The sequence below is a fragment of the Curtobacterium sp. MCBD17_021 genome, from assembly GCF_003234525.1.
Classification (GTDB): Bacteria; Actinomycetota; Actinomycetes; order Actinomycetales; family Microbacteriaceae; genus Curtobacterium.
On sequence record NZ_QKTS01000002.1, the window covers coordinates 157,587 to 182,148 of the forward strand.

26 protein-coding genes are annotated in these 24,562 nt (G+C 73.4%); 7 read left to right on the plus strand and 19 right to left on the minus strand.

The genetic code is table 11. From position 1 onward, the window contains the following. Positions 1–49 precede the first annotated feature (49 nt). The 8 genes from DEI83_RS15795 to DEI83_RS02665 all read right to left on the minus strand — a co-directional run bounded on the left by DEI83_RS15795 (position 50) and on the right by DEI83_RS02665 (position 8,324). On the minus strand, positions 50–784 hold the full coding sequence (locus tag DEI83_RS15795; protein ID WP_181431042.1) for a zinc ribbon domain-containing protein: 735 nt from the start codon (positions 782–784) through the stop codon (positions 50–52). 2 nt (positions 785–786) lie between these two features. Beyond that, entirely contained in the window at positions 787–1,620 is an 834-nt protein-coding gene (locus tag DEI83_RS02635) for a Nif3-like dinuclear metal center hexameric protein (protein WP_111080251.1), read from the minus strand. 38 nt (positions 1,621–1,658) lie between these two features. Beyond that, a complete protein-coding gene (locus DEI83_RS02640) occupies positions 1,659–2,789 on the minus strand; it encodes a hypothetical protein (RefSeq protein WP_111080252.1) in 1,131 nt (376 codons plus the stop codon). A gap of 156 nt (positions 2,790–2,945) precedes the next feature. Further along, on the minus strand, positions 2,946–3,905 hold the full coding sequence (locus DEI83_RS02645; RefSeq protein ID WP_111080253.1) for a helix-turn-helix domain-containing protein: 960 nt from the start codon (positions 3,903–3,905) through the stop codon (positions 2,946–2,948). 66 nt (positions 3,906–3,971) lie between these two features. Continuing rightward, entirely contained in the window at positions 3,972–4,400 is a 429-nt protein-coding gene (locus tag DEI83_RS02650; RefSeq protein ID WP_111080254.1) for an ATP-binding protein, read from the minus strand. Further along, a complete protein-coding gene (locus DEI83_RS02655) occupies positions 4,391–4,729 on the minus strand; it encodes an STAS domain-containing protein (RefSeq protein WP_110825419.1) in 339 nt (112 codons plus the stop codon). The genes DEI83_RS02650 and DEI83_RS02655 overlap by 10 nt, the downstream gene beginning before the upstream one ends. 110 nt (positions 4,730–4,839) lie before the next feature. Further along, positions 4,840–7,497, minus strand: coding sequence for a phosphoenolpyruvate carboxylase (locus DEI83_RS02660; protein WP_111080255.1), 2,658 nt, complete (start codon positions 7,495–7,497; stop codon positions 4,840–4,842). A 158-nt stretch (positions 7,498–7,655) separates the two neighbouring features. After that, a complete protein-coding gene (locus DEI83_RS02665) occupies positions 7,656–8,324 on the minus strand; it encodes a heme oxygenase (biliverdin-producing) (RefSeq protein ID WP_111080256.1) in 669 nt (222 codons plus the stop codon). Positions 8,325–8,400: 76 nt separating this feature from the next. On the opposite strand from DEI83_RS02665, the gene DEI83_RS02670 reads away from it, so the two are divergent. Together DEI83_RS02670 and DEI83_RS02675 are read left to right on the plus strand one after the other, a co-directional pair. Next, on the plus strand, positions 8,401–9,261 hold the full coding sequence (locus tag DEI83_RS02670; RefSeq protein WP_111080257.1) for a siderophore-interacting protein: 861 nt from the start codon (positions 8,401–8,403) through the stop codon (positions 9,259–9,261). Between the two features lie 83 nt (positions 9,262–9,344). Further along, the gene (locus tag DEI83_RS02675) at positions 9,345–9,920 is read left to right on the plus strand and encodes a GIY-YIG nuclease family protein (protein ID WP_111080258.1); all 576 of its coding nucleotides are present in this window, start codon (positions 9,345–9,347) and stop codon (positions 9,918–9,920) included. Positions 9,921–10,095: 175 nt separating this feature from the next. Here the strand turns inward: DEI83_RS02675 and DEI83_RS02685 are convergent, their stop codons facing one another. The 4 genes from DEI83_RS02685 to DEI83_RS02700 all read right to left on the minus strand — a co-directional run bounded on the left by DEI83_RS02685 (position 10,096) and on the right by DEI83_RS02700 (position 12,785). Next, positions 10,096–11,121, minus strand: a complete 1,026-nt coding sequence (locus DEI83_RS02685) for a hypothetical protein (RefSeq protein ID WP_111080408.1) — start codon at positions 11,119–11,121, stop codon at positions 10,096–10,098. Positions 11,122–11,168: 47 nt separating this feature from the next. Continuing rightward, on the minus strand, positions 11,169–11,846 hold the full coding sequence (locus DEI83_RS02690; protein ID WP_111080259.1) for an RES family NAD+ phosphorylase: 678 nt from the start codon (positions 11,844–11,846) through the stop codon (positions 11,169–11,171). Between the two features lie 10 nt (positions 11,847–11,856). After that, a complete protein-coding gene (locus tag DEI83_RS02695; protein ID WP_111080260.1) occupies positions 11,857–12,459 on the minus strand; it encodes a hypothetical protein in 603 nt (200 codons plus the stop codon). Between the two features lie 131 nt (positions 12,460–12,590). Continuing rightward, positions 12,591–12,785, minus strand: coding sequence for a zinc transporter permease (locus DEI83_RS02700; RefSeq protein WP_111080261.1), 195 nt, complete (start codon positions 12,783–12,785; stop codon positions 12,591–12,593). A 127-nt stretch (positions 12,786–12,912) separates the two neighbouring features. On the opposite strand from DEI83_RS02700, the gene DEI83_RS02705 reads away from it, so the two are divergent. After that, positions 12,913–13,881, plus strand: a complete 969-nt coding sequence (locus DEI83_RS02705; protein ID WP_258371023.1) for an acetylxylan esterase — start codon at positions 12,913–12,915, stop codon at positions 13,879–13,881. 37 nt (positions 13,882–13,918) lie between these two features. Here DEI83_RS02705 and DEI83_RS02710 read toward each other — a convergent pair whose 3' ends face one another. Together DEI83_RS02710 and DEI83_RS02715 are read right to left on the minus strand one after the other, a co-directional pair. Next, entirely contained in the window at positions 13,919–14,170 is a 252-nt protein-coding gene (locus DEI83_RS02710; RefSeq protein ID WP_111080409.1) for a DUF4287 domain-containing protein, read from the minus strand. 110 nt (positions 14,171–14,280) lie between these two features. Further along, the gene (locus DEI83_RS02715; RefSeq protein WP_111080263.1) at positions 14,281–15,597 is read right to left on the minus strand and encodes a reverse transcriptase family protein; all 1,317 of its coding nucleotides are present in this window, start codon (positions 15,595–15,597) and stop codon (positions 14,281–14,283) included. Positions 15,598–15,832: 235 nt separating this feature from the next. Between DEI83_RS02715 and DEI83_RS02720 the strand changes: the two genes are divergently transcribed. Then, positions 15,833–16,336 (plus strand): heme-degrading domain-containing protein, encoded by a 504-nt coding sequence (locus DEI83_RS02720; RefSeq protein WP_111080410.1) that lies wholly within the window; start codon positions 15,833–15,835, stop codon positions 16,334–16,336. Then, the gene (locus DEI83_RS02725; RefSeq protein ID WP_111080264.1) at positions 16,333–16,767 is read left to right on the plus strand and encodes an HIT family protein; all 435 of its coding nucleotides are present in this window, start codon (positions 16,333–16,335) and stop codon (positions 16,765–16,767) included. The genes DEI83_RS02720 and DEI83_RS02725 overlap by 4 nt, the downstream gene beginning before the upstream one ends. Positions 16,768–16,917: 150 nt before the next feature. Here DEI83_RS02725 and DEI83_RS02730 read toward each other — a convergent pair whose 3' ends face one another. The 3 genes from DEI83_RS02730 to DEI83_RS02740 are packed head-to-tail and all read right to left on the minus strand — an operon-like array spanning position 16,918 to position 20,760. Then, positions 16,918–17,877, minus strand: coding sequence for an SDR family NAD(P)-dependent oxidoreductase (locus DEI83_RS02730; RefSeq protein ID WP_111080265.1), 960 nt, complete (start codon positions 17,875–17,877; stop codon positions 16,918–16,920). A 3-nt stretch (positions 17,878–17,880) separates the two neighbouring features. After that, positions 17,881–18,669 (minus strand): hypothetical protein, encoded by a 789-nt coding sequence (locus tag DEI83_RS02735; protein WP_111080266.1) that lies wholly within the window; start codon positions 18,667–18,669, stop codon positions 17,881–17,883. Between the two features lie 51 nt (positions 18,670–18,720). Further along, on the minus strand, positions 18,721–20,760 hold the full coding sequence (locus DEI83_RS02740; RefSeq protein ID WP_111080267.1) for an acyltransferase family protein: 2,040 nt from the start codon (positions 20,758–20,760) through the stop codon (positions 18,721–18,723). Positions 20,761–20,895: 135 nt separating this feature from the next. On the opposite strand from DEI83_RS02740, the gene DEI83_RS02745 reads away from it, so the two are divergent. Beyond that, positions 20,896–21,357 carry a BLUF domain-containing protein gene (locus tag DEI83_RS02745; RefSeq protein WP_111080268.1) on the plus strand — a complete coding sequence of 154 codons (462 nt, stop codon included), beginning with the start codon at positions 20,896–20,898 and terminating at the stop codon, positions 21,355–21,357. Positions 21,358–21,399: 42 nt separating this feature from the next. Beyond that, positions 21,400–22,662, plus strand: a complete 1,263-nt coding sequence (locus DEI83_RS02750; protein ID WP_111080269.1) for an APC family permease — start codon at positions 21,400–21,402, stop codon at positions 22,660–22,662. Between the two features lie 49 nt (positions 22,663–22,711). Here DEI83_RS02750 and DEI83_RS02755 read toward each other — a convergent pair whose 3' ends face one another. Both DEI83_RS02755 and DEI83_RS02760 read right to left on the minus strand, forming a co-directional pair. Beyond that, a complete protein-coding gene (locus DEI83_RS02755) occupies positions 22,712–23,893 on the minus strand; it encodes a low temperature requirement protein A (protein WP_258371024.1) in 1,182 nt (393 codons plus the stop codon). Further along, the gene (locus DEI83_RS02760; protein ID WP_220036748.1) at positions 23,890–24,558 is read right to left on the minus strand and encodes a response regulator transcription factor; all 669 of its coding nucleotides are present in this window, start codon (positions 24,556–24,558) and stop codon (positions 23,890–23,892) included. Before DEI83_RS02760 ends, DEI83_RS02755 begins: the two co-directional genes overlap by 4 nt. Between the last annotated feature and the right edge of the window lie 4 nt (positions 24,559–24,562).

Below are 24,562 nucleotides of genomic sequence, written 5' to 3' on the forward strand. Positions count from 1 at the left end.
CGGTGCCGGGCTGTCCTGTTCGTCGGACGCCGCGATCGAGTCGGTCCGACTACAGGCCGGACTCCGCCGTCCGGACCAGGATCGCGTCGCTGTCCGGGCAGAGCACGACGTCGTCCGGCGCCGCTGCCCGGATGGCCGCCAGGTCGGAGTTCGTCAACGTCACACCGGACGCCGTCGACACCCCACCCTGCAGCAGCGAGGCACCGAACCCGTACCGTGCGCGCTGTCGCTCGTACAGTGCGAGCAGGTCGGCCGGCACCGCAGCCGCCACGTCCGAGCGAGCCTGCACGGCCGCGACCCGGTCCTTCTCGAAGCGGGCGATGCCGTCGTCGCGGACGCCCATCAGTCGACCCCGTTCGCCGTCGAGTTCGGCGAGCTGCGACTCGATGTCGCCGACCCGGGCGCGGAGGCGGTCCAGCGTCTCCATGACCTCGAGCTCCTGCGTCTCGAGGTCGCCGATGCGCCGGTTCAGCGAGTCGAGCTCGTTCTGGAGCCCGGCGGCGTCCTTCGCGTTGCCGACGTTCTGCAGCAGCGTGGTGTCGCGCTCGACCCGGGCCTGGGCGGTCGCGGTGTCGGACTCGAGGCGGGCCAGGTCGCGCTCGGCGTCCTCGACCTCGCCGACGGCGACGACGAGCTGCGCGCGGAGGGCGGCCGCCCGGGCGCCGAGCTCCGTCAGGTGCTCCCCCTTCTGCAGCGAACTGATCCGGTGCGCCAGACGCGTGATGTCGTTGTCGAGCCGCTGGAGGTCGAGCAGGGTGGCCTGGTCCTCGGGTGATGCCTTCATGGTCAGGCTCCTTCGTTGGGTGCGGATGGCAGGACGGCGAAGTCCCACGGGTCGGTACGGAGGTCGCTCACCGTCACCTGGACGCCGGCGGCGGCCCGGAGCTGCTCGGCGGCGACGTCGAGCCAGAGCCACTCCGTCGCCCAGTGTGACGTGTCGATGAGTGCCGGTCCGTCGGTGAGCAGCGCTTGCTCGCGGAACTCCGAGGCGGGGTGGTGCCGGAGATCGCTCGTCACGTAGACGTCGGCCGCACGCACCGCCGGGTGCCCGAGGTACGAGTCACCCGCACCGGCACAGAGCGCCACCGTGCGCACGGGGTGGTCGTACTCCCCCGAGACGCGGACGCCGGTCGCCGTGGCGGGCAGGACGTCGACGATCCGGCGGGCCAGGGCTCCGAGCGGCATCGGCTCTGACAGCACGCCGACGCGGCCGATCCCGGTCACACCGTCGCCGGCGGGGTCGATCGGGCGCTGGTCGACGAGACCGATCCGGTCGGCGAGCACCGCGGAGGTCCCCGTGGTCACGACGTCGGCGTTCGTGTGGGCGGCGAGCAGCGCGCACCCGCCCCGGACCAGCGTCGCGAGCACCGAGCCCTTGTAGGTGGACTCGTCGATCGTCGTCACGCCCCGCAGCAGCAGCGGGTGGTGCGTGAGCAGCAGGTCCGCGCCGACTGCGACGGCCTCGCGAGCAGTGTCCGGGACGGCGTCGACGGCGAGGTGGACGTGCTCGACCGGCGCGTCCGGGTCACCGGAGACGAGGCCGACGGAGTCCCAGGACTCCGCCCCGGCCGCCGGCCACAGGGACTCGACGACGGACTGCAGTTCTCGGAGCGTCGGCATCCCGTCAGTGTACCGAGACGCGGGGGTCGGACCGGGGGTCAGCGTCGGCCGACGAGGTGCAGGAGGCGGGCGACGAGACGCGCCCACCAACCGGGGCCGGTCTCGGTGGCGGCGGCGCCACGGGCCTCCCGGTCGACGGTGTCGACGACCGTCGTGCCCTCGGTGGACGCGGTGGCCGTGGTGTCCTCCGCGACGACCGGCGGCGCGGCCGGGACGGCGACGGAGACGACGGGCGTCTCGCCGGTGTGGGCGCGGAGCACCGCGGCGAAGGCCTCGCGGTCGATGACCGTCGGCCCGGTGGCCGGCTGCACGAGCGGCGTGGGGCGACCCGAGGCCGGCAGCGGCGGCGAGACCGGCGTGACGGACTGGAGGCCCGACACGGGTCGGACGGCGGCGCGTGGTCCGACGGCGGTCGCTGCCGGAGCGGTCACCGCATCGTCGAGGTCGTCGGCGTCGTCACGGTCGGCCGCGGAGTCGAGGACGACGGGCAGGACGAGCGCGACCGGTTCGGTGACCGCGGCGTGCGGCGCGGGCAGGAGCGCTCGGACGGCACCGACGAGGACCGGAGCCGTGGCAGCCCGGCGGAGCGCGGCGCGCTCGCGGCGGTCGGCCTCGCGCGCGGCGTCGGCGAGCAGGTCGGCGAAGACCTCTCGGGCGAAGGCGCGGGCCCCTGCGATCTCGGCCTCGGACACCTCGGTGCCGGACAAGCCGGCGACGACGGCCTCCCAGGCGGCGAGGCGGGCCAGGTCCTCGTCACGGACACGGACCTCGTCCTCGAGCAGGTCGATGCGCTCGATCGTCGTCCGGCCGCTGGCGGCGTCGAGTGCGACGGCGAGGTCGTCGATGCGCAGGGCGAGCCGCTCGGGGGGCTCGGGGAAGGACGGGGCGCAGACGGCGACGTGCCGGGCACGGTCGCGGCGGAAGGCTCGGTCGTCCGCCTGCTCGACGGCGAGCACGTCGGCCACGGCCGCCGGCTCCGTGTGGGCGGTGGGCTCGTCCTGCGCCTCGACGGGCGGCAGCACCGGACGACGGACCGGGCCGGTGACCGGAGGCACGACGAGGTCGGCGACGTACGGGGAACGCGTCGCCGGAGCGTCGCGCAACCACTCCTCGAGTTCACGACCGAAGGGGTCGACGAGGGGGGTGCGTGCACCGGACTGCGTCTCCATGTGAGGAGTATGAATATCGCGGGCCCGTGGACGGCGGACATCCGCGGAGTGTCGCGCGATCCGGTGGCATGTCGCGCGGGAGATGAGCGGCGTGTCGAGCGGGCGCACGGGCCGACGGCGCCGACCAAGCGCCCGACCCGTCCGCTCGGGACCCGGTCAGGTGTGCAGGGTGTCGCGCGGGTACTCCCCGAACCGGCGTGCGTAGGCGGCCGAGAACCGCCCGAGGTGCGCGAACCCCCACTGCACCGCGACGCTGGCGACGGTCGTCTCGGCGGGCGATCCGGCGCGGAGCTCGTCGCGGACCCGATCGAGCCGGATGCCGCGCAGCACGGCGTTCGGTGCGACACCGATCTGCCGCTGGAACGCCTGCTGCAACCCGCGGACGCTCAGCCCGACGTGCTCGGCCACGTCCGTGGTCGTGATCGGGGTGTGCGCCACCGCCTGCATGTACTCGACTGCCGCACGGACCCGGCCGGACGCGCCGGTCGGGACCGGGAACCGGCGTGCGACGACGTGGTGCGGGAACGTGCTCAGCAGCGCGAGCGCGGTCCGGCGGGCGGTCTCGGCGAGGGCGAGCACGGACACCGGGGCGCTGCCGAACAGGATCCGGGCAGCGTCCTGCACCTGGGCGTTCCAGGCGCGGACCGCCTCGGCCCCCGGCGGGACGGCATGGTCGAGCACGAGGGTGCCGGGCTCGGTGCCGTGCACCTCGGCGGCGACGCGCTCGAGGAAGACACGATCGATCTGCACGAGGTTCTGCCGGACGTCGGCGAGGTCGAACCGGAAGGGGCGCTCATTCGGGAACACGACCGGGCGGCCGGGCGCGAGCGCGACCTCGTCCCGGCCGACGTCCACGACACCGCCACCCTCGCCCACCCATGTGACGACGAACTCGTCGGGCGACGCGACCTCACCGACCATCCGCGCGTCGTAGCGCGTCGACCGGAACGACATCGTCGCGTCGCCGACGGACCGGAACCGGTAACCGAAGTCACGCTCGGACCGCTCCGGCAGGAACCCCGACGCGCCGTAGGCCTCCTCGAACATCGCGCGGGCGGCATCGAGGTCGGTCCCGGTCGTCTCGAAGACGGTCCGGGGGTCGGGCAGTTCGGTCATCACCGGAAGGCTGCCACGAGGTGGACAGAGTCCATGAATCCGGATGGATTCAGTGCGGGAAGCGGCTCAGTCCGCGCGGGTGGCCTTCCGGACCGTCCAGCGGTTCTCGTCCCCGTGACGGTCGTAGCGCAACTCGTCGACGACCATCTGCACGAGGGCGAGGCCACGACCGCTCTCCGCCAGCTCGTCCGGCAGGGTCGCACCGGCCACGTCGACGGCGGCGGGACGGCCGTCGTCGGTGATCCGGGCCTCCAGGGCGTCCGAGGCCACCGCGAGCGTCAACGAGCACGTCAAGGGCACACCGGAGGTGGCGTGCTCGATCACGTTCGAGGCGAGCTCGATGATCGCGAGCTCGAGGGCCATGCGGTCCTCGACGCTGACCGCGGGCTCTGCCGTCCAGACGTCGGCGAGGAAGTCGTGCACCGAGGAGACGTCGTCGGGCGGCGACGCGAAGTCCAACCGGTGTTCGCCCACGACGGCCCCGGTCAGACCCATTCGCTGACGGCCTCGTCGCCGTCGGCGTAGCTACGGAGGATCTTGTCGATGTTCGACAGTTTCAGGACCATCGCCACCTGCTCGGAGGGCGCGGCGATCCGGAGGTCGCCCCCGGCCTGTCGCGCCGTCTTCAGCGCACCGACGAGCGCCCCGAGTCCCGACGAGTCGAGGAACTCGACCTTCGAGAGCTCGACGGCGACGCGCGGGCGTCCTCCTTCGATGACGGAAGCGACCGTCTCGCGGAATGCAGGGGCAGACACCATGTTGAGGCGGCCCGAGCACTCGAGCACCGCCGCTTCCGTGCCGGCTTCGTGTACGACGATGTCCATTGTCTCCGGGGCCTCCTCGAGAACGTGCGCGTGCCTTCCAGGGAGGCTACCGATTGTGGGTGACCGGGGGAACAGGACGCGCTGACTCCTGCGCCCCCGGTCCGGGGGGATCACCCCGTGTTCTGGAGCCCGGCGGCGATGCCGTTGACCGTCAGCAGCAGCAGACGGTGGTCGGCATCGGTGGTGTCGGTGCTGCCGGAGGTCCGGATCGACCGGAGCGCCCGGAGCTGCAGGTGCGACAGGGCATCGACGTACGGGGAGCGCAGACGCACGGCCCGGGCGAGGACCGGACGGTCCTCGAGGACGCCCTCGGCTCCGCTGATCCGGAGCACCCACCCGCGGGTGCGGTCCATCTCGTCGAGGACCTTCCGACCGAGGTCGTCGCGGTCCGCCAGTTCGAGGTACCGCCGGGCGATCTGCACGTCGGTCTTGGCCAGTGACATCTCGACGTTCTTCAGCAGGGCGGCGAAGAGGGGCCATTCGGCGGCGGCGGTGCGGAGCAGCTCGAGGTCACCCACGGCCTCGAGTGCGGAGCCGAGGCCGTACCAGCCCGCGAGGTTGATGCGCGCCTGCGTCCACGAGAACACCCACGGGATCGCCCGCAGGTCCTCGAGGGACTCGACGCTGAGGCCGCGTCGGGCCGGGCGGGAACCGAGCGGCAGGAGCCCGAGTTCCTCCATCGGGGTGACACGGGCGAACCACGGCGCGAAGCCGTCCGCCTTGACGAGGTCGTAGAAGGCGGCGCGCGAGACGTCGTCGAGCTGCTGCGCGAGGCCGGCGAAGCGCTCGGCCGCGGCAGCGGTCCGCGCCTCGTTCGACGGCGAGGACGCGAACAGCGTCGCGGAGGCCATCTGCTCGAGGTGTCGGGCCGCGATGTCCTGGTCCCCGTACTGGGCGAAGATGACCTCGCCCTGCTCGGTGAGCTTGAGACGGCCGTCGATCGACCCCGGCGGCTGCGCGAGGACGGCCTCGTTGGCTGGACCGCCACCGCGGCCGAGCGAGCCACCACGGCCGTGGAACAGTGTCAGCTCGACGTCGTTCGACGCCGCCCACGTCGCGATCCGGGCCTGGGCGTCGTAGAGCGCGAGGTTGGCCGACACCGGGCCGACGTCCTTCGACGAGTCGGAGTAGCCGAGCATGACCTCGAGTCGACGCCCGGTGGCGGCGAGGCGTCGCTGGAACGGCTCGGTCCGGACGGCCTCGTCGAGGATGTCGACGCTGGCATGCAGGTCGGCGAAGGTCTCGAACAGCGGGATGACGTCGAGCACCGGCGCGGCCTCGACCGATCCGAGTGCTGCGACCGCGAGTTCGTGCACGTTGGCCAGGTCGGCGGCGGACTGGGTGAAGGAGACGATGTAGCGGCTCGCCGAGCGGACGCCGTAGCGGCGCTGCAGGTCCGCGATGGTGCGGAAGACGGCGAGGACCTCTTCCGTCATCTCGCTGCGCGGTCCCCCGGCCCGGATCTCGGCCAGGGCCGTGCGGTGCACCTGGGAGTGCTGTCGGATCTCGAGTTCGGCGAGGTGGAACCCGAAGGTCTCCACCTGCCACACGAGGTTCTGCAGCTCGCCGTTGGCGGCTCGGACGGCACCGGCGGCGGTGAGCGACCCCTGCACGACGCGGAGGTCGGCGAGGAGCTCGTCCGGACCGTGGTAGGCGAGCGGTCGGTCGTCGCGACGGGTGGCGTCGATGCGGGCCGCGATGAACAGCAGCGCCCGCCGGTGCGTCTCGTTGGGCGCACGGATCCCGATGCGTTCGGCGACGTCCGGGTCGAGCGACTCCTGCGCGGCCACGAGGGCGGTGAGCCCGGCGTCGGCCGGGGTCTGGTCGGCGTCGAGCGTCAGCGCGCTGCCGATGCGGGTGGCGGCCCGGGTCAGACCGAGCAGGATGTGCTCCGCGGCGATCTCGGCGGCCTGCCGGGTGACGTCGGCGGTCACGTGCGGGTTGCCGTCCCGGTCCCCGCCGATCCAGGTACCGAAGCGCACGAACGCGGGCGCCTGCACGGGGGCACGGCCGGCGTCGTCGCCCTGCAGCCGGTCGTCGAGCAGGCGGTACACCTGCGGCACGATCTCGAACAGGGTCTGGTCGAAGACGCTCATGGCGGTGCGGACCTCGTCGAGCGGGGTCGGCCGGGTGGTGCGCAGCGGTGAGGTCCGCAGCAGGGTCGCGATCTCCTCGAGCAGGCGCCGTTCGTTCTCGGCACGGGCCGTGGCGTTCTTCGTCCGGTCGCGCTCGTCGATGAGGTCGGTGATGCGGCGGACGCCCGTGGTCACCGCGCGGCGCCGGGCCTCGGTCGGGTGGGCGGTGAGGACCGGGTGGAACCGGAGCCCCTCGAGACGGGCTGCGGCCTCGTCGGCGCCGACCTGCTCGACGAGTTCGACGAACGTGGCGGGGAACGAGTCCCCCGGCTGACCGCCGTCGTCCCCGCGGGACCGGAGGACACGCACGCGGTGGTGTTCCTCGGCCAGGTTCACCAGGTGGAAGTACGACGTGAAGGCGCGGGCGACCTCTTCCGCACGTTCGGCGGAGAAACCCGCGACGACCGCCTCGGCGCGCGCGGCCCCGTCGGCGTGGGTGCCCTCGTACGCGTCGATGACCGCCTGGCGCAGGGACTCGACGTCGCGCAGCAAGTCGGCACCGCCGGTCTCGCTGAGCACCCGCCCGAGCAGGTTGCCGAGGTACCGCACGTCTGCGCGGAGGTCGCTGTCGACCGCTCCGCTGACGTCGTCACGCGCGCGTCCGAAGCGCGTCGAACCGTCGATCGCCGTCATCAGGGTCCTTCCCGGGTCGGTCCGGGCGTTGTGGCCCGGGTCGGTCCGGGGTGTCCCGGCGTGCCAGCAGCGTACCGGGCACGGCAGCCTCGTGACGACGACCGTCCGGACGGCCGGAGGGACGGGGCACGTCGGCCGGGTCGGCTGGCTCCGTCGGGTCAGGCCGGGTCGGCGAGGACCGACGGCAGGCGCGTGCCGTCGACCGCCGCGAGCAACCCGGCGTCGAGCCGGTAGGCCAGTTCCACCTCGGCGATGACACGCTCACGCTCGTCCTCGGTCCACGGTGCCGCGTCGAGTTCGGCACGGTAGGTGTCCGTGAACGCCGCGGGGTCGGCCACCTGGTCGAAGATCCACAGCAGCACGCCGTTCGTCTCGAACCCGAACTGGTCGGCCAGCAACCGGCCGATGGCGTGTCCGCCGGTCAGGTCGCCGAGGTACCGCGTGTAGTGGTGTGCGACGAAACCGCCCGGCCAGGTGGCCGCGACCTCGTTGAGCCGGCGGACGTACGCCGTCGTCGCCGGCAGCGGGGTGAGCAGCTCGTCCCAGTCCGGTCCGACCAGGTACTCCAGGTCGGCCCGGATCCCCGGCATCCGGGTGAGTCGGCTCGTCACGAACGGGGCCGCCACGGGGTGGCCCGCCATGCGGTCAGCGGCACGTTCGAGGGCGTCGTACACGAAGGCGTACTGCCCGAGCAGGGCTGCGTAGTCGGCGACGTCACAACGTCCCTCGACGAGGTCGTGCATGAAGCCGTTCCCCGCCGAGACTCCGTGCGAGCGCCGGGTCCGGACCCGCAGGGCCTCGGAGAACGGGACGACGTTCGTGCTCATGAGGTGAGGCTAACCTCACCTGGTGTCCGTCGTCACCCTCCGACGGGAAGACCCAGGAAAGGAGACTCGTCCGCAGATGAGCCCGAAACCGAACCGCCCGCAGCACGTCCTGGTCGTCGAGCGCACGGAACGACTCACCCCGCACATGGTCCGCGTGCACCTGGGCGGCCCCGGGTACGACGCCTTCGTCGCCGCCGCCGACCCCGACCGCCTGGCCATGACGGACAAGTACGTCAAGCTGCTGCTCCCGAAGCCGGGCACCGGCCTGCAGCCCCCGTACGACCTCGACGTCCTCCGCGCGACGACGCCGAAGTCCGACCTGCCGGCCCGACGGACGTACACGGTCCGGCAGGTCGACCCGGTCGCGCGCACGATCGCGATCGACTTCGTCGTGCACACCTCGACCGGGTCCGGGGACGACGGTCTCGCCGGACCGTGGGCCCTCGCCGCGCGGCCGGGCGACCGCGTCGCCCTGTCGGGTCCGGGTGGCGGCTACGCACCACCGACCGACCCGGCCGTCACGCACGTGCTGCTCGGCGACGACAGTGCCCTGCCCGCCATCGGCGCCGCCCTGGAGACGATGCACCCCGCCGCCACCGGGATCGCCGTGATCGAGGTGGCCGGCCCCGCCGACGAACAGCCGCTCGTGCACCCCGCAGGCGTCGTGCTCCGCTGGCTGCACCGCGACGCGGGCGGAGCCGACCCGGGCACGCTGCTGCTCGCCGCGACCCGGGAGCTGCAGCGGGCCTCCCGTCCGACCCGCGTCTTCGCGCACGGCGAGCGAGCCGCGATCAAGGCGATCCGTCGGGTCCTGCAGGACGACTGGGGCCTCGAGAAGGCGGACATGTCACTGTCCGCGTACTGGGCGCTGGGGCGTGCCGAGGACCGGTTCCAGGAGGAGAAGCACGAACCCGTCGGCGTGGTCTTCGAGGACTGAAGCGGCGACCGGGGCGCCACGGTGACGGTGGACCCGACGGGAGGCCCGGGCCGGGGTCGGTGGCGAGCGGTAGCGTCCTGCACATGGTCCGGTCGGCAGAGGTCACGGGGTGCTGCGCGCCCGGGTGCGACCGCCTGGCGGCGGCCGACACGCCGGTGCCGCTGTGCACCGGGCACGTCGTCCAGGTCAGCGAGTTCGCCGCCGAGCACGTCGGGGTGGAGGACGTCCTGCCGGGCCCGTGCATCGTCTGCGGCGGGCGGATCGGCGTGCGCTTCCCGTCCGGGACGCTCTGCGCCGTGTGCGAGTGGCGGTTCGGGGACGTGCCCGACGGCGGACTCGGGGCACCGCGGGTCGACGTCGTCTACTACCTCCGGATGCGCGACGACACCGGGGACCGGATCAAGATCGGGACGACCGCGAACCCGCGGCAGCGGCTCGGTCGGATCGCGCACCAGGACGTGCTCGGTTTCGAGCGGGGCGACCGCACGCTCGAGCGGCGGCGTCACGGGGAGTTCGCGGCCTCGCGGTACCCCGGCACCGAGTGGTTCCGGGTGACGCCGGAGCTCCTGGCGCACGTCGCGGTCGTCGCTGCCGGGGTGCCGGACCCGTGGGCGTTGCACACGCGGTGGGTGAGCGAGGCGCTGGCCCTCCGAACATGATCGGAGCGCTCACACCGGGTGCCCGAGCGAGGTGACGGGACGCGGTCGGACGGGCGCGACGAGCCGCGCGGCCAGACGGGTCGGGCGCGCCAGACGGGTCGGACGGGCGCGACGGATCGGTCGGGCGCGGCGGGTCGGACGGGCGCGACGGATCGGTCGGTTCGCCGCCCCACGGTCAGCGAGCGTAGGCGTCGACGAACAGAGGACCGCGGATCTCGCGCAGGACGTCGACGAGCCGGTCGACGGTGCGCCCGGACACGCCCGACACCTGCAGGTCCCACGGTCCGAGGGCCGGCAGACGCCCGGTGCGGATGCGCAGGACCTCCCACCCGACGGCCCGGGTCGCGCGGTCCTTGCGCCGGTCGGACTCCTCGCGCGAGCCCACGTGCTCGAGCCCGTGCCGACCGGTCGAGTCGTACTCGATCGCGACCCGGAGTTCCGGCAGCACGATGTCCGGCCAGACCTCGACGTGCTCGTGGAAGGGCCGGTCGAGGCGGATCGCGGTGTGGTCGAACGTCAGGTCGAGACGCTCGCGCAGGGCGGCACGGAGTTCGGCCTCCACCGCCGAGGCCGGCACGGGCGCGCACCGGCTGACGAACGACTCCCCCGACGGCAGGCGCGGGGTCTTCGGGCAGATCGTCCGGGCAGCCGTGATCCGGGCGCCCCGCACACGTGGAGAGCGGCCGGACCCGCGGCGGGTCGACGCGACCGCCCCGCTCGGCAGGCCGGCAGCGCCGGACGCTCCCGCAGCGGGAGCGGGAGCGGCAGCGGCAGCGGCGCGAGCACCACCGCGAGCCGGTGCCGCCGGCAGCGTCTGCCGACCGGTCGTGCGGACCGCCCGCTGCGGGACCGGGACGCCGGCCGGCCAGTCCTCCGGCAGGACGGGCCACCGCTGCGGCTGGGCGAGCACCGCGCACTCCGGGCACCACACCGACCGTCGGCGCTCACGGCCCGGACGGGACCGCTGCTCGCTCGGGGTCGCGACGAAGACGTGGCCGACGTCGCACTCCCACGTCAGCAGGACGTCGGCAGCAGGTGGGACCTGCGTGAGCACGACCCCCGCGTTCCACTCCGGGTGGTACTGCCGGACGAGGACCGGCCACGAAGCCCACTCGGCGCGGAACTCCCCGACGGCGTACGGCACCGGGACACCGCGCGACCACTGTCGGCGGCGCCACCACGCATCGACTGGTTCGGCCACGAGCGGCACGGTAGGACGAGCCACCGACACACGCCGGTCGGAGGTCCTCAGCGCGGCGGGGTGACGAACGTGAACCGCTCCGGGCCGGCGTCCGACCCGTCCTCGAGCACCCGGATGCCGGATTCCCGGCACGCCGTGATGCCGTCACGGTGCACACGCTCGGGACGTGGCCGCGTCGGTACCCCCGCACTGCCGAAGACCGCCCACGCGTTGGCGTCGGCGGCGCTGGTGAACCGGGTGCTGTAGCGGACCCCGGCGAACCCGGCACCGTCGAACGCCCGCGCCCAGGCCTGCGGCACGCGGTAGTCCCCCATCGTCTGCAGCTCGGCGCCGACCCCTGAGCGGACCGCCGCCGGGTCGGTGACGTCGGCGAACCGGCGCCCGCGTGACGCGCGGGCCGACACGACGACCATCTCGCGTGCACGTGCGGCGAACACGGTGTTGGTGGTGAGGGTGTGGTGCGCCAGCCGCTCGCGGACGGCGACCTCGACCGAGTCCGCCCAGTAACAGGTGCCGCGCGGCGTGGCCAGGTCGAAGCGACCGCCGTCGACGCCGTCGGCATCCGCAGGCGTCGACGCGAACCACCAGGCACCGCGGTCGTGCCGCTTGGCCCGGTAGAAGGTGGTCCCACGGGACTCCACCGCGGGGAACGTCGACAGGTCGACGTCCCGGTGCGGGGGCTCCTGGGCGACGTCGGTGCGTCGGGGTTCGTGTGCCGGGGTCATCGGGGTGGACTCAGGCGTCGGCGTGCCAGGCGTTCGCGGCACGGCGGGCGGCGGCCAGCACGGGCTCGACACGGCCGTCGCGGAGCGCCTGCGCAGCCGTCGTCCCGCCGAACTCGTCGGCGACGGTGTTCAACCACAGCGCGCTGCCCCAGGGGTCGATGCCGTCGCGGTCGAGCAGGTCGAGGACCTCGCGCAGGTGTGGCAGCGGCGTACCGGAACCACCGAACTGGAACGAGGGGAAGATGCGGCTGCCGTCGCCGATCTTGAGTCCGAGCAGGTCGCGCTTCTGGCTCGCCTTGTGGATCGCCTGTCGTGTGACACCGCGCCAGGTCGCCAGCGAGGCGGTGTCGTAGAAGGGCCCGACGAGGGCGTCGGCCTCGTGCTTGACGGTGGGCAGGGCGGCGAGCATCCGCTCGGCCAGCGCGTCGACGTCCGCGGTGTCGGTGAGTGCCGCGTCCGCTCGGCCGCGCCGGACGCGGTCGGCGATCGCGTCGACGAGGGCCGCTTCCGTGGTCGAGAGCCCCCGGGCCGCGACGGGGTCCACGGCGGCCGCGCCCCCGGTGCGCCGTGCGCCCGCGCTCCGCGTCCCCGAGCGGTGCAGTGTCGATCCCATGCGGACTCCTCCCGTCAACCGTGTCAACCCGAGCGTACGCGTCTGGTGACAACCGCGTCAACCGACGAACGGGAGGCGCGGTGCACGTCCGGCACCGCGCCTCCCGTCCGGCGTCACCGCGTCAGCGGGCTTCAGTGCTCGTCGTAGTGGTCCTCGTGACGAGCGTGCCGGTGTCCGTCGTGCACGAAGTCGACGTGGTCGCCGTGCTCGACGGTCTCGTGCTCGCCCCCGTCGCCCTCGTGCTCGTGCTCGCTGACGCCGTGCTCGGCGACGCGGTGCTCGTCCTCCGGCGCCTGCCCCGGGGTGGGTCCGGTCGTGTCGGTCATGGTCCCGTCCTTTCGTGAGATCGGTTCTCATGTCCACCGTACGGCGTGGCCCTCGCCGTGTCCGCTGCCGGTGGCATCGCCCCGATCGGCCTTCCCACGCGCTCCGGGCCGTGCCAGGGTCGGAGCCGTGTACACCGACATCACCGGACCGGACCTCACCTCGTACCGCGGCAGCGTCGCCGAACCGGACGACTTCGACGACTTCTGGCGACGCACGCTCAGCGCAGCCCGTGCGCACCCGATCTCGGTGCGGGCCGACCGGGTCGACACCGGCCTGACCACCGTCGACACCTACGACGTCTCGTTCGCCGGGTGGGACGGGCAGCGCATCGCCGCGTGGCTCACCGTCCCCGCCGGCAGCGGTGCCGACGCCCCCCTCCCCGCCGTCGTGGAGTACATCGGGTACGGCGGCGGTCGGGGCCTGCCGACCGAGCGGCTGCTCTGGGGGTCAGCCGGCGTCGCGCACCTGCTCATGGACACGCGCGGGCAGGGCTCGGGCTGGGCCACCGGCGACACCCCCGACCCGGACGGCACCGGACCCGCGATCCCCGGGGTCATGACGCGCGGGATCGAGTCCCCCGACACCTACTACTACCGGCGTCTCACCACCGACGCCGTCCGCGCGGTCGACGCCGCACGGGACCTCGACCTGATCGACAGCGACCGGATCGCGGTCCTCGGCGGCAGCCAGGGCGGTGGCCTGGCGATCGCCGTCGCCGGGCTGGTCGAGGGGCTGGCCGGGGCCTTCCCGCGCGTGCCGTTCCTCTGCGACCACCGCCATGCGACGCAGATCACCGACGCGTACCCGTACCACGAGCTGGTCGACTACCTGGCGACGCACCGCACCGCGACCGACCGGGTCTTCGGCACCCTGGCCTACTTCGACGGGGTGCTGCACGCGGCCCGCGCGAGTGCGCCGGCGTGGTTCTCGGTCGCGCTGATGGACCCGATCTGCCCGCCGTCGACCGTGTACGCCGCGTACAACGCGTGGGCGGGGCCGAAGGAGATCACCGTCTGGGAGTACAACGGCCACGAGGGCGGCGGTCCGCACGAGGACGCCGACACGATCCCCCGACTGCGCGAGCTGTTCGGCTGAGACGCCACCGACGGGGCGACGGGACGGCACCGACGACTCAGCGCGCGAGCGCCTGTCGGACGTAGGCCACGACCGCGTTCGCGTGACCGTGCCCCAGGCCGTGCTCGGTCTTCAGCCACTCGACGACCTCCATGTGGCGGTGGTCGTCCAGCCGGTCTGCCGCCAGGTCGAGCCAGTCCTGCACGGGTCGCCCGTACGTGGTGGCGATGCTCGGGAAGTAGGACGCCGGCCCCTTCGGCTTGCTGCCGTCGGCCGAGGGCTCCGGGGCGGTGACGCGGTGCTCGCTCATGGCGCCACGGTAGCGACCGGACGCGAACGACGGAAGGTCCAGCAGGGCGGTGGTTCCCGCGCAGCGGTGGGGCCGTGCGATGCCCGGTCCGAGGACACCAGCGCTCGGGGTCACCAGATGATGCGAGCGAACTCCTCGCGCAGCGGGACCGCGCGAGCCGGGTGCACCTGGGCGACCCAGCCGATCCGGCCGAGCAGGTGCGCCCGGAAGTCCGCGTGCCCGCCGCGGTCCTGCGACGCCGGCCCGTGCACGACGCAGTTGTGCAGGATCGCGTGCAGCCGGTCGACCTCGCGGCGCCCGGGTGCCGTCCGCTCGTTGACGACGACGCCGGTCACGGACTGACGGACGCCGGCGCGGCGGACCCGGGTCTTCCGCGCGTTCAGTCGGTACCCCTGGTCCGTGACGATCCGCTGCACACCGCGGAGGAACGCGTCCGGTCGTCGCGCCAGCTGAGCACCGCCGCTGAACGTCAGGTCATCGGCGTACCGCGTGTACGCAGCACCGACCGATGCCGCCCAGCCGGCGAGTCGGGCATCGAGGTGTCGCAGCACGCTGTTCGCCAGTGCCGGCGAGGTCGACGACCCCTGCGGCAGGTGCGACTCGGCGAGCACCCGACGGAGCGCTGCCCGCTCGTCCGGGTCGCCCCCGGGTGGCATCGCGGTGAGGACGTGCGGCGGCACCCGGTGCGTGCAGAGTCCGGTGAGGACGTGCGCGATCGGTTCGGCGAACCCGGCGCTCCGGAACACCCCGTACACCGACCGTGCCCGCACACTCGCGAAGAACGAGGTGAGGTCCGCCGACACCACGATCTGCTGCCCGACGTGCGCGGCAGCACCCGTCACGACGCTGCGTCCGGGGACGAAGCCGTGTGCCGCGTCGTGCACCGGCAGGACCACGAGCAGCTCGTCGAGCACGGTGCGCTGAGTCCGACGGAGCAGGTCCATCGGCTTCTCCAGCAGCCGCGGGGTCCGTCCGGGTCGACGCACCCACTCGTGGTGGTGGTGGTGGTGCAGCGGACCCGAGGGACCCGATCGACGGTTCCACCCGCGGGTGTCGGCGAGCCAGAGCAGCCGACCGACGGTCACGTCGAGTTCGCGCGCGAGCTCGGGCAGGGTGTCGACGAGGAGACGACTCGACACGGTCGGGACCGCCTGCACCGAGACGGCGCGACGGAGGAGCACCCGGACCGGTCGGCGGTCGCGCCGTGAGTCGTGCAGGCGCACCAGCGGTGGGGACCCGGCCAAGACGGCGGCCAGCTGGCGAGGAGCACCGACGGGAGGCCGTGGGTACGTCTCGAGAGCAGCCCGGACCGCGAGTCCCACGTACGCACGCTCCAGGCCGACGACGTCGTACCCAGCGGCGGTCAGGTGGTCGGCGTCCCACCCACCGGAGGCGAGGAACGCGTCGGCCAGGGCGGTGGCGACCACGTCGAGGGGCGTGGGGTTCCCGGGGGACCTGTCGGTGCCTCCGTGAGGACGAGCGCGCGGAGCGCGCCGAGCCTCTCGGGGCGTGTGGTCCTGCTGGTCCTGCGTGCCCCGGGGTGACCCCGGAGAGGTCGACGCGTCACGCGCGCCGTCCGCCTCCCCCGGGAACTCCACGCGCTCAGCCTAGGAGGAAGCCGCTACGGTGACGAGCGACACCGCCGTCCCCGTGAGGAGCACCATGTCCGACGCCACCGGAGCCCAGTACCGCGAACTCGGGACCGAGCAGAAGCTCGCCGTCCTGCTCGCGGAGGAACGCGAGCTCGACCACGACTCGTTCGACCTCGACGACGCCTGGGCGGTGGGCTCCTGGCTGCGGGCGACCGCCCTGGAGCGCGGGCTCGGCGTGGGGTTCGCGGTGTCCTTCGGCGAACAGCGGGTGTTCCACGCGGCGACCCCCGGCTCCGGCGCGGTGAACGACGCCTGGTTGGAGCGGAAGTTCCGGGTGGTCCGGCACTTCGGCCACTCGACGCTCGCGGTGCGGACGCAGTACGAGGCCGGTGGATCGACCTTCGACGAGGCCGCGGCGCTCGACCCACGGCAGTACCAGGCCGCTGGTGGGGGCTTCCCGCTCGTCGTGCGCGGGTCGCTCGTCGGTGCCGTCGGCGTCAGCGGCCTGGAGATGCACGACGACCACGCCCTCGTGGTGGAGGCACTCCGGGTACACCGGGCGGGGCGCTCGTGACGGGGACGGAGTCGGACGACTGCGTCTTCTGTCGGGTCATCGCGACGGACGACCCGGACACCGTCTGGATCGAGCGGGAGCCCGCGGCGGTCGCGTTCCGGCCGCTGCCGGGGTCGGAACTCGCGCCGGGGCACACGTTGGTCGTCCCTCGCGAGCACGCCGCGGGCCTCCTGGACGTGTCACCGGACGCGCTACGGGCGACGACGCTGCTCGCGCAGCAGGTGGGACGGGCGATGCGTGCGGCCCTCGGTGCGACCGGCGTGGTCGTGCTGAGCGCGACCGGAGCGGACGCCGGACAGAGCGTGGCGCACCTGCACCTCCACGTCGTGCCGTGCTGGCCGGACGACGGCGTCCTGCGCTGGCCGGAGCGGCGGTCCGCGCACGTGGTGGACGGGGACGCGGCGGTGATGCTCGCGGAGATGTTCGAGTGAGCGAGCAGGACCGGCGCGTCACACCGTGACGACGAGCAGCCCCCACCGGTCCGCTACCCCGGACGCCTGAGCTCGACGGACGCGACAGCTGACGGACGGGAGGCCCGGGCCCGACCGGACCCGGGGCCTCCCCTCCGTACGGTGGCGGCGTCAGCGGCGGCCGCGCCGCACCACGAGCGTGACGAGACCAGCGACACCGAGCCAGACGAGCGGCCGGGTGACGCGACGGCGCTTCGCGACCCAGCCGCCGTCGGTGGCGTTGCCGGCGTCGTTCGGCGCGTAGAGGTTGCCGTCCGTCGGGGCCTGGTGCCCGCGGAGCGCGAAGACCTCGACCGCGGGCGTGGTGATGCGGTGGAAGAGCCACGGCACGATGAACTCCGCCGAGACGAGCGACGCCTGGATGCGGCCGACGTACCGGTTGCGCTTCGGGTGTCGGGCCTGGGCGACGACGGCCTTCGCGGCCCGCTGCACCGACACGGTGGGCGGCAACGGGTGCGAGGCCTTCTCGGTGTAGTTCGCGCCGTTCTGGTAGATCGGGGTGTCGATCGTGGAGGGCAGGACTGCGCCGAAGCGGATGCCCGTGCCCTGGTGCTCGTCGGCGAGGACGTCCATGAGGCCGAGCGCGGCGTGCTTGCTCGTCACGTAGGCCGACTGGTACGGCGCGGAGAGCAGTGACTGGATCGAGCCGACGAGGACGTACGTGCCCTCTCCGCGCTGCTTCCAGTGCGGCAGGAGCGCCTTCACCGCGTGCACGTGGCCGTGGAGGTTGGTGTCGATGACGCGCTTGAAGGCCTCGGTCGGGGTCTGGTCGAACAATCCGTAGACGAAGAGTGCGGCGTTGCCGACGAAGACGTCGATCCGGCCGAAACGGGAGGTGACGGCACCCACGAGGTCGTTCACCTGCTGCTCGACGGCGACGTCGGTGGGGATCGCCACGGCCTCGGCCCCGAGCTCCCGGCACTCGGCGGCGGCGGCCTCGAGGCTCTCCTTCCCGCGTGCGGCCAGGACGAGCGTGGCGCCCTGCTTCGCGAACTCGTGCGCAGCAGCCCGGCCGATGCCGCTCGATGCTCCGGTGATGACGACGACCTTGCCGCGGAAACGTGAACCCATGGATCAATGGCTACCCGGCGGCCACTGGCCGTCAGCCCAACGCGGTGTCCCCCGGTCCCGTGGCCCGCTGCTCGCGTGCTCGTCGCCGTGCTGTGTGAGCGCGGGGGCTCGTGCTGCTGCGGAGGGAGGGGTGTCCCGAGCTGTGGACGTTCGGTCGATCTCGCGGCGGAGCGAACGCAGCACCTGCACCAGCGCATCGAGCTTCGCCTGGCCGGCACCGAACGGACGACAGAGCGTCGTCCGGGGCACGAGCACGACATGGCCGCGTGAGGTGTTGACCCAGATCCCCCAGTACCGCTGTCGGCCTCTCTCCTGGGTCTCCGCCAGGGCGAAGGAGCGGATGCGCTCCCACGGCAGTTCGTGGACGGGCCGCTCGTGGCCCGGGGACCAACCGTGCAACCCGGCGTCGTCCACGGTCCAGACGACGGGCTTCGGGTCAGCGAACTCCTCGGTGGTCACGAGGGCGCGCTTCTCGACGGGGAGGTGCAACGCCGGCTCGGTTCCCGAGGCACGGATGTGGGCGAGGGTCCGTCGATCCCGCCGACCGGACGACCACGCCATGAGCGCCACGACCGGACCGGTGAGCACCAGGACGGGAGGGATGAGCAGCAACATCCCGCTCCGCCTCGACGCGTCAGCGATCCCCTGCGTCACCGCCGGGTGGACGAACAGCTCCCACAGCAGGAAGGCACCGACCACCGAGACGAGCGACGTCACGAGGACGATCCGCCACGTCGGCGGCACCTCGCCATCGCGCAGTCGCTGCACCCACCGCTGTGCACTGTCGTCCATCGACCCAGCCTGGCAGCGGCGCCGAGGGCTGTCCGGCGCGCCTGCGACCGCTCAGCCTGCGTCACGCAAGGCCACGTCCGTCCGACTCCCCAGCGCTGCGGTCAGCGTCGTGACGTACGTGCGCGTCAGGTGGTGCGAATCCCGGTACACGAGCACGTTCCCGATCACCGCCGGGCAGGACCCCGCGGTGCAGAACGAGGAGGTCAGGTCGGCGACGACGGCCCCCCGTGTGGCTCGCGCCGCGTCCACCAGCCGGTCCTCCGCCGCGAAGGCCCGCTCGGTGTCGATGCTGCAGGAGCCGACGTCGTCCGGGTGCTCGTCGACGCAGCGCTGCACCCCGCTGCCGGCGGCCGGGGTGTCCCGGATCGCGACGACGGTGGCGCCCCGGTCGATGAGGGGCTGCCAGGAGGCCCGGTACCCCTCGAGCGCGCTCCTCGCCGGGTCCGAGCCCACCGGCTCCCCCCGCAGGTCGGCCCGGGAGGACGTGAACACGAGGTCGAACGGTGCCTCTGCGGCGAGGGACCGGTCGACGGCCCGGTTCCAGGTACCGCACCGACTCCGGTCGGCGTCCGACACGTCGGACCAGTCGACGTGCGAGAACTCGCACCCGCCCTTCACGACGAGGTGCAGCTCCCACCCACGCTCCTCGGCCAGGGCGATGAGGGCGGAGGACCACTGGTGGGCGTGGGAGTCCCCGACGAGCGCGACACGGGTACCGCCCGGCACGCCGACGACGCAGCTGCGCACCACGGTGGCGTCGGCCTCGCAGTCGTCCCAGGTCGGGTCGACGTCGTACGCCGCCGTCATCGTCGACGGGGTCGTGCCCCGGCCCGGCAGGCCGCTGACGGCGCACCCGCTGCCCGGCGCGATCGCGGCGGCGCCCCAGCACCGGTCGCCGTCGGTGCTGAGCTCCGCGGCCAGGGCGCTGTCCTCGCGGAGCTGCCCAGTCAGTGCTGCCCACCCGGCCGTCGGGGCGAGCAGCACCAGGGCGGTGCCGGCGGCCACGACGGTGAAGGTGACGCGCGGACGGAGGCGGGCGAGCCTCCCGGTCGTCACCGGTCGTTCCACCAGGACGGTGGTCAGGTGCGCGAGCACGCCGGCCAGCAGGACCGTGGCGGCCACCCGCGCCGGCGTCGGCAGGTCGACGGCGCGCGGCAGCAGGAGCGCGACCGGCCAGTGCCAGAGGTAGAGCGGGTACGAGACCCGGCCGAGCCAACGGACCGGCGGCAGGGTGGTGAGGCGCGTGAGCGTGCGGTCCTCGTTGCGCCCCGCGATCACGAGGGCCGTCGCCACCACGGGGAGGGCGGCGGCGATGCCCGGGTAGGGCACCGACGGGGTGAGGAGGAGCCCGCAGGCGACGAGTCCGACCCAGCCGACGGCGGCGGCTCCGGTGCCGATTCGCGGGCGGGCTGCCGCCGTCGGTGCCGGGACGAGTGCGAGGAGCGCGCCGACGCCGAACTCCCACGCCCGGGTGTGCGGCCAGAAGTAGGCGGGGGCGGGGTCCGTGGCGGTGAGGACGACCGAGCAGACGAGGGAGACCACGACCACGACGACCACGACGGCGGCGACCGCCCGCATGCGGACGACACCGCGTCGGCCGGCCTCCCAGGCGAGGAGCAGGAGCATCGGCCAGAGCAGGTAGAACTGCTCCTCGACGCCGAGGGACCAGAAGTGCTCGAACGGCGTCGAGGGGTCCCCCGCCGCCAGGTAGTCGGTGCTCGACGCGGCGAGCGCCCAGTTCTCGACCGAGACGGCGCTGGCGGCGAGCTGCGTGCCGAGGGTCGGCCAGTCCTCGCGGGGGAACAGCAGCACGGACGCGACGGCGGTGACGGCGAGGACGAGCAGTCCGGCGGGCACGAGGCGGCGGGCGCGGCGTGCCCAGAACCCGGGGAGGTCGATGCGTCCGGTGCCGTGGAGCTCCCGGACGAGCTGGCCGGTGATGAGGAACCCGGAGACGACGAAGAAGGCGTCCACGCCCACGAAACCACCGCGGAGCCAGCCGACGTCGAGGTGGTACACGAGCACGAGCACGACGGCCACGGCGCGGATCGCGTGGACGTCGGTGCGGAAGGGGCCGTGCTGCGGTGCCATCAGGGGTGACGGTAGGCACGGCGGGTGAACGGCAGGGGACGCGGCGGTGCCGGTGCTGCGGGCTCGAGTGCGGGATCCGGCCTCTCGTCGCGGGCGCGGTTGACCGCTCTCGGTGACGCGGGGGATGGTGAGGCGATGCTCTCCCTCGTCTACATGTCCGTCGCCGTCGACGACCTCACCGACGCGCAGCTCGTCGACCTGCTCCGTGACGCCCGTCTGAAGAACGACGCGCTCGGCGTCTCCGGGCTGCTCGTCGCGAAGGAAGGTCGGTTCATGCAGGTCCTGGAGGGGCCGGCGTGGAGCGTCGAGGACCGCTTCGGTGCGATCCAGCGGGACCCCCGCCACACCGACGTCCGTTCGCTCAGCCGCGAGGACATCGCCGCCCGCCGGTTCGACGGCTGGTCGATGGCGTTCGGCAACCCCTCGGACGCCGAGCTCCGCGACGAGCCGGGGTTCAGCGACTTCCTGCAGCGCCGCGGGGGCCTGCCGGCCGGGCTGTCGGGGTCGCCGGCGGACTGGCTGCTCCGGTGGTTCCGTGGGCGCGAGCTGCGGGACACCCCGGTCGAGGCCGTCTCGCTCGGTCGCCACGCAGCCTGAGGCAGGGGGTCCAGTTCACCTGGACCTGGCACGGTTGCGAGTGTGACGTCTCCTCCCACCACCGGTGCACTCGCGCGTCGACTGCGGCTGCGTGACGCCGTCGTGATCGGCCTCGGGTCGATGATCGGTGCCGGCGTGTTCGCCGCGTTCGCCCCGGCGGCGTCGGCGGCCGGGTCCGGCCTGCTGCTCGGCCTCGTCGTGGCCGGCTGCATCGCGTTCTGCAACGCCACCTCGTCGGCGCAGCTCGCGGCGCAGTACCCCACGTCGGGCGGCGCCTACGTCTCCGGCCGCGAGCGGCTCGGCCCGTGGGCGGGGTTCGCGGCCGGGTGGGGGTTCGTCATCGGCAAGACCGCCAGTTCCGCGGCGATGGCCATCACGTTCGCCGCCTACGTCGCCCCGGAGCCGTGGCAGAAGCCGGTCGCGATCGCGGCCGTCGTGGCGCTGACGGTGGTGAACACGCTCGGCGTCACCCGGACGGTGTGGCTCACGCGGGTGCTCGTCGTGGTGTCCCTCGTCGCGCTGACCGTCGTCGTGGTCGTCGGTCTGACGCACACGGGTCCGAGCACGGCCGTCCCCGGCTCCGAGGTGTCCCCGCTCGGTGTCCTGCAGGCGGCGGGGTTCCTGTTCTTCGCCTTCGCCGGCTACGCCCGCATCGCGACCCTGGGCGAAGAGGTGCTCGACCCAGCCCGGACGATCCCGCGCGCGGTGACGACGGCACTCGCCGTCACGCTGGTGGTCTACGCGCTCGTCGCGGTCGCCACGTTGCACGCGATCGGTCCGGGAGGCGCGGCCGCGTCGGCAGCGCCGCTCCGGTCCGTCGTCGCCACGGCCGGGCAGGCGTGGCCGGACGTGGTCGTGCAGGTGGGTGCCGCGGCGGCCTCCCTCGGTGCGCTCCTGGCGATGGTGGCGGGGATCGGGCGGACGAGCCTGGCGATGGCGCGGAACCGGGACCTGCCGGGGTGGTTCGCGGCCGTGCACCCGCGGACGAGCGTCCCGGCTCGGGCGGAGGTGGCGCTCGGCGTCGTCGTGTGCGTCCTCGTCGCCGTCACGGACCTGCGCGGGGCGATCGGGTTCTCGTCGTTCGGCGTGCTGCTGTACTACTTCGTCGCGAACGTGGCCGCGTGGACGCAGGAGCGGCGGGACCGGCGCTACCCGCGCCTCCTGTCCGTGGCCGGTGCGCTCGGGTGCGTGGTCCTCGTGGCGGCGCTGCCCGTGTCCTCGATCGTGGGCGGGGTCGTCGTCACGGTCGTCGGGCTGGGGTACCGGTGGGCCCGGCTCACGCTGGGACGGCGTCGGCAGGGTTGAGCCCGACGGCAGCCCGGCACGGCCCGCCGAGCGGTGCGCTCGGCGGGCGTCAGGGCACCGTGACGGGAGCGCCGGGCGCGCGCATCCCCCGCGGCGACGCGACCTCGAGCGTCACGACGACGGCCGCCACGAGCAGCGCGGTCACCGGGAGCGACAGGGCCGGTACCGCGACCGAGGCCGGGACGGCGAGGGTGAGGGCGATGACGACGGTGTTCGCGGGCCGGGACAGCGACGGCCGGATGGCGAGTGCCCAGATCGACAGCACGAACAGGGCGACCGGGACCGCCACCGTCGCGGCCACCGCGGACGACGACAGCTCCACCCGGCCGCCGTCGGCGCGGATCGCCACCTCGAGGCCGGCCGGCAGCGCGCCCGCCGCCGCGAAGACGACGTAGTGGCCGTACCCGAAGACGAGCGCCGTCGGCAACGAGCGGATGTGGTCGTGCTGCTCGCGGGAGAAGTAGATCCACCACATGCCGACGGTGATGACGAGTCCGCAGGCGGCGAGGGTGAGCAGTGATGCCAGGTGCTCGGTGTGCTCGAGCGCGTCGATCACGGCGTTCGAGGACGCGAGCAGCCCCTCGCCGAGGACGATGAGGGTGAACAGCGAGTACCGCTCCGCCAGGTGGTGCGTGTGCCACGGTGTGGTCTCCGACCGGGACTCGACCCAGACGGGGACCAGCACCTCGGCCAGGATGAGCAGCGGTGCCGCGACCGGCCGCAGGTCGTGCGGGAGCGCGAGGGAGGCCACCCAGAGGACCTGCACGGCGGTGATGCCGACCGCGTAGCGGACGGCACTCGGGCGGAAGCGCGTGGACGAGACGGCGGCGCGGATCCACTGGCCGACGAGGGCGAGCCGCATGATGACGTACCCGGTGATGCCCACGGTGAAGTCGCCGTCGACCATCACCGCGTGCACCCCGGCGGCGAGCACGAGGACACCCGCCATCTGGACGACCGTCATCACCCGGTAGAGCCAGTCGTCGGTGTCGAAGGACGTGGCGAACCAGGTGAAGTTCATCCACGCCCACCAGATCGAGAAGAACACCAGCCCGTAGGACAGGACCGCCGAGGTGATCTCGCCCTCGGCCTCGATCTCGTGCAGGTTCGTCGCGGCGAGCCCCACCGCGACGACGAACACGAGGTCGAAGAGCAGTTCCAACGGGCTGGCTGCGCGGTGGCGCTGGGCCGGGTCACGCGGGACCATCCGGCGCAGACCGATCGTGGTCACGCGCCGCTCCGCTCGCGCAGGTAGGTCAGGACCGCTCGGACCCGGCGGTTCGCGTCGTCCGGTGCCAGGTCCAGTTTCGTGAACACGTTGCCGACGTGCTTGGCGACGGCGGCGTCGGACAGGTGCAGTGTCCCCGCGATGTCCGCGTTCGAGGCCCCCTCGGCCATCAGGCCCAGGACGGTGGCCTCCCGCGCGGTGAGCCGTGCCAGCGGGCCGTCCGCCGATCGGCTCCGGGTCAGGTGCCGCACGACGTCCGGGTCGACGACGACGCCGCCGTCGGCGACCGTCTCGAGTGCCCGCAGGAAGGCCGGCACCTTGCCGACCCGGTCCTTGAGCAGGTAGCCCACGCCGCCCCGGCCGTCGTCGAGCAGCTCCTGCACGTACGCGTCGGCGACGACCTGGGACAGCACCACGACGGCGAGTCCGTCGTGTCGAAGTCGGAGGGTGACGGCGGCGCGCAGTCCGTCGTCCGTGCCGGTCGGCGGCATCCGCACGTCGGTGAGGACGAGGTCGGGCGCCTCCCCCGCCGCGGCCAGGGCCGAGACGCCGTCGAGCAGCCCTCGCGCATCGGCCGCGGTCCCCACGACCGTGTGCCCGAACCGTTCCAGCAGGCTGACGAGTCCCTCCCGGAGGAGGACCGCGTCGTCCGCCACGAAGATCTTCACGACC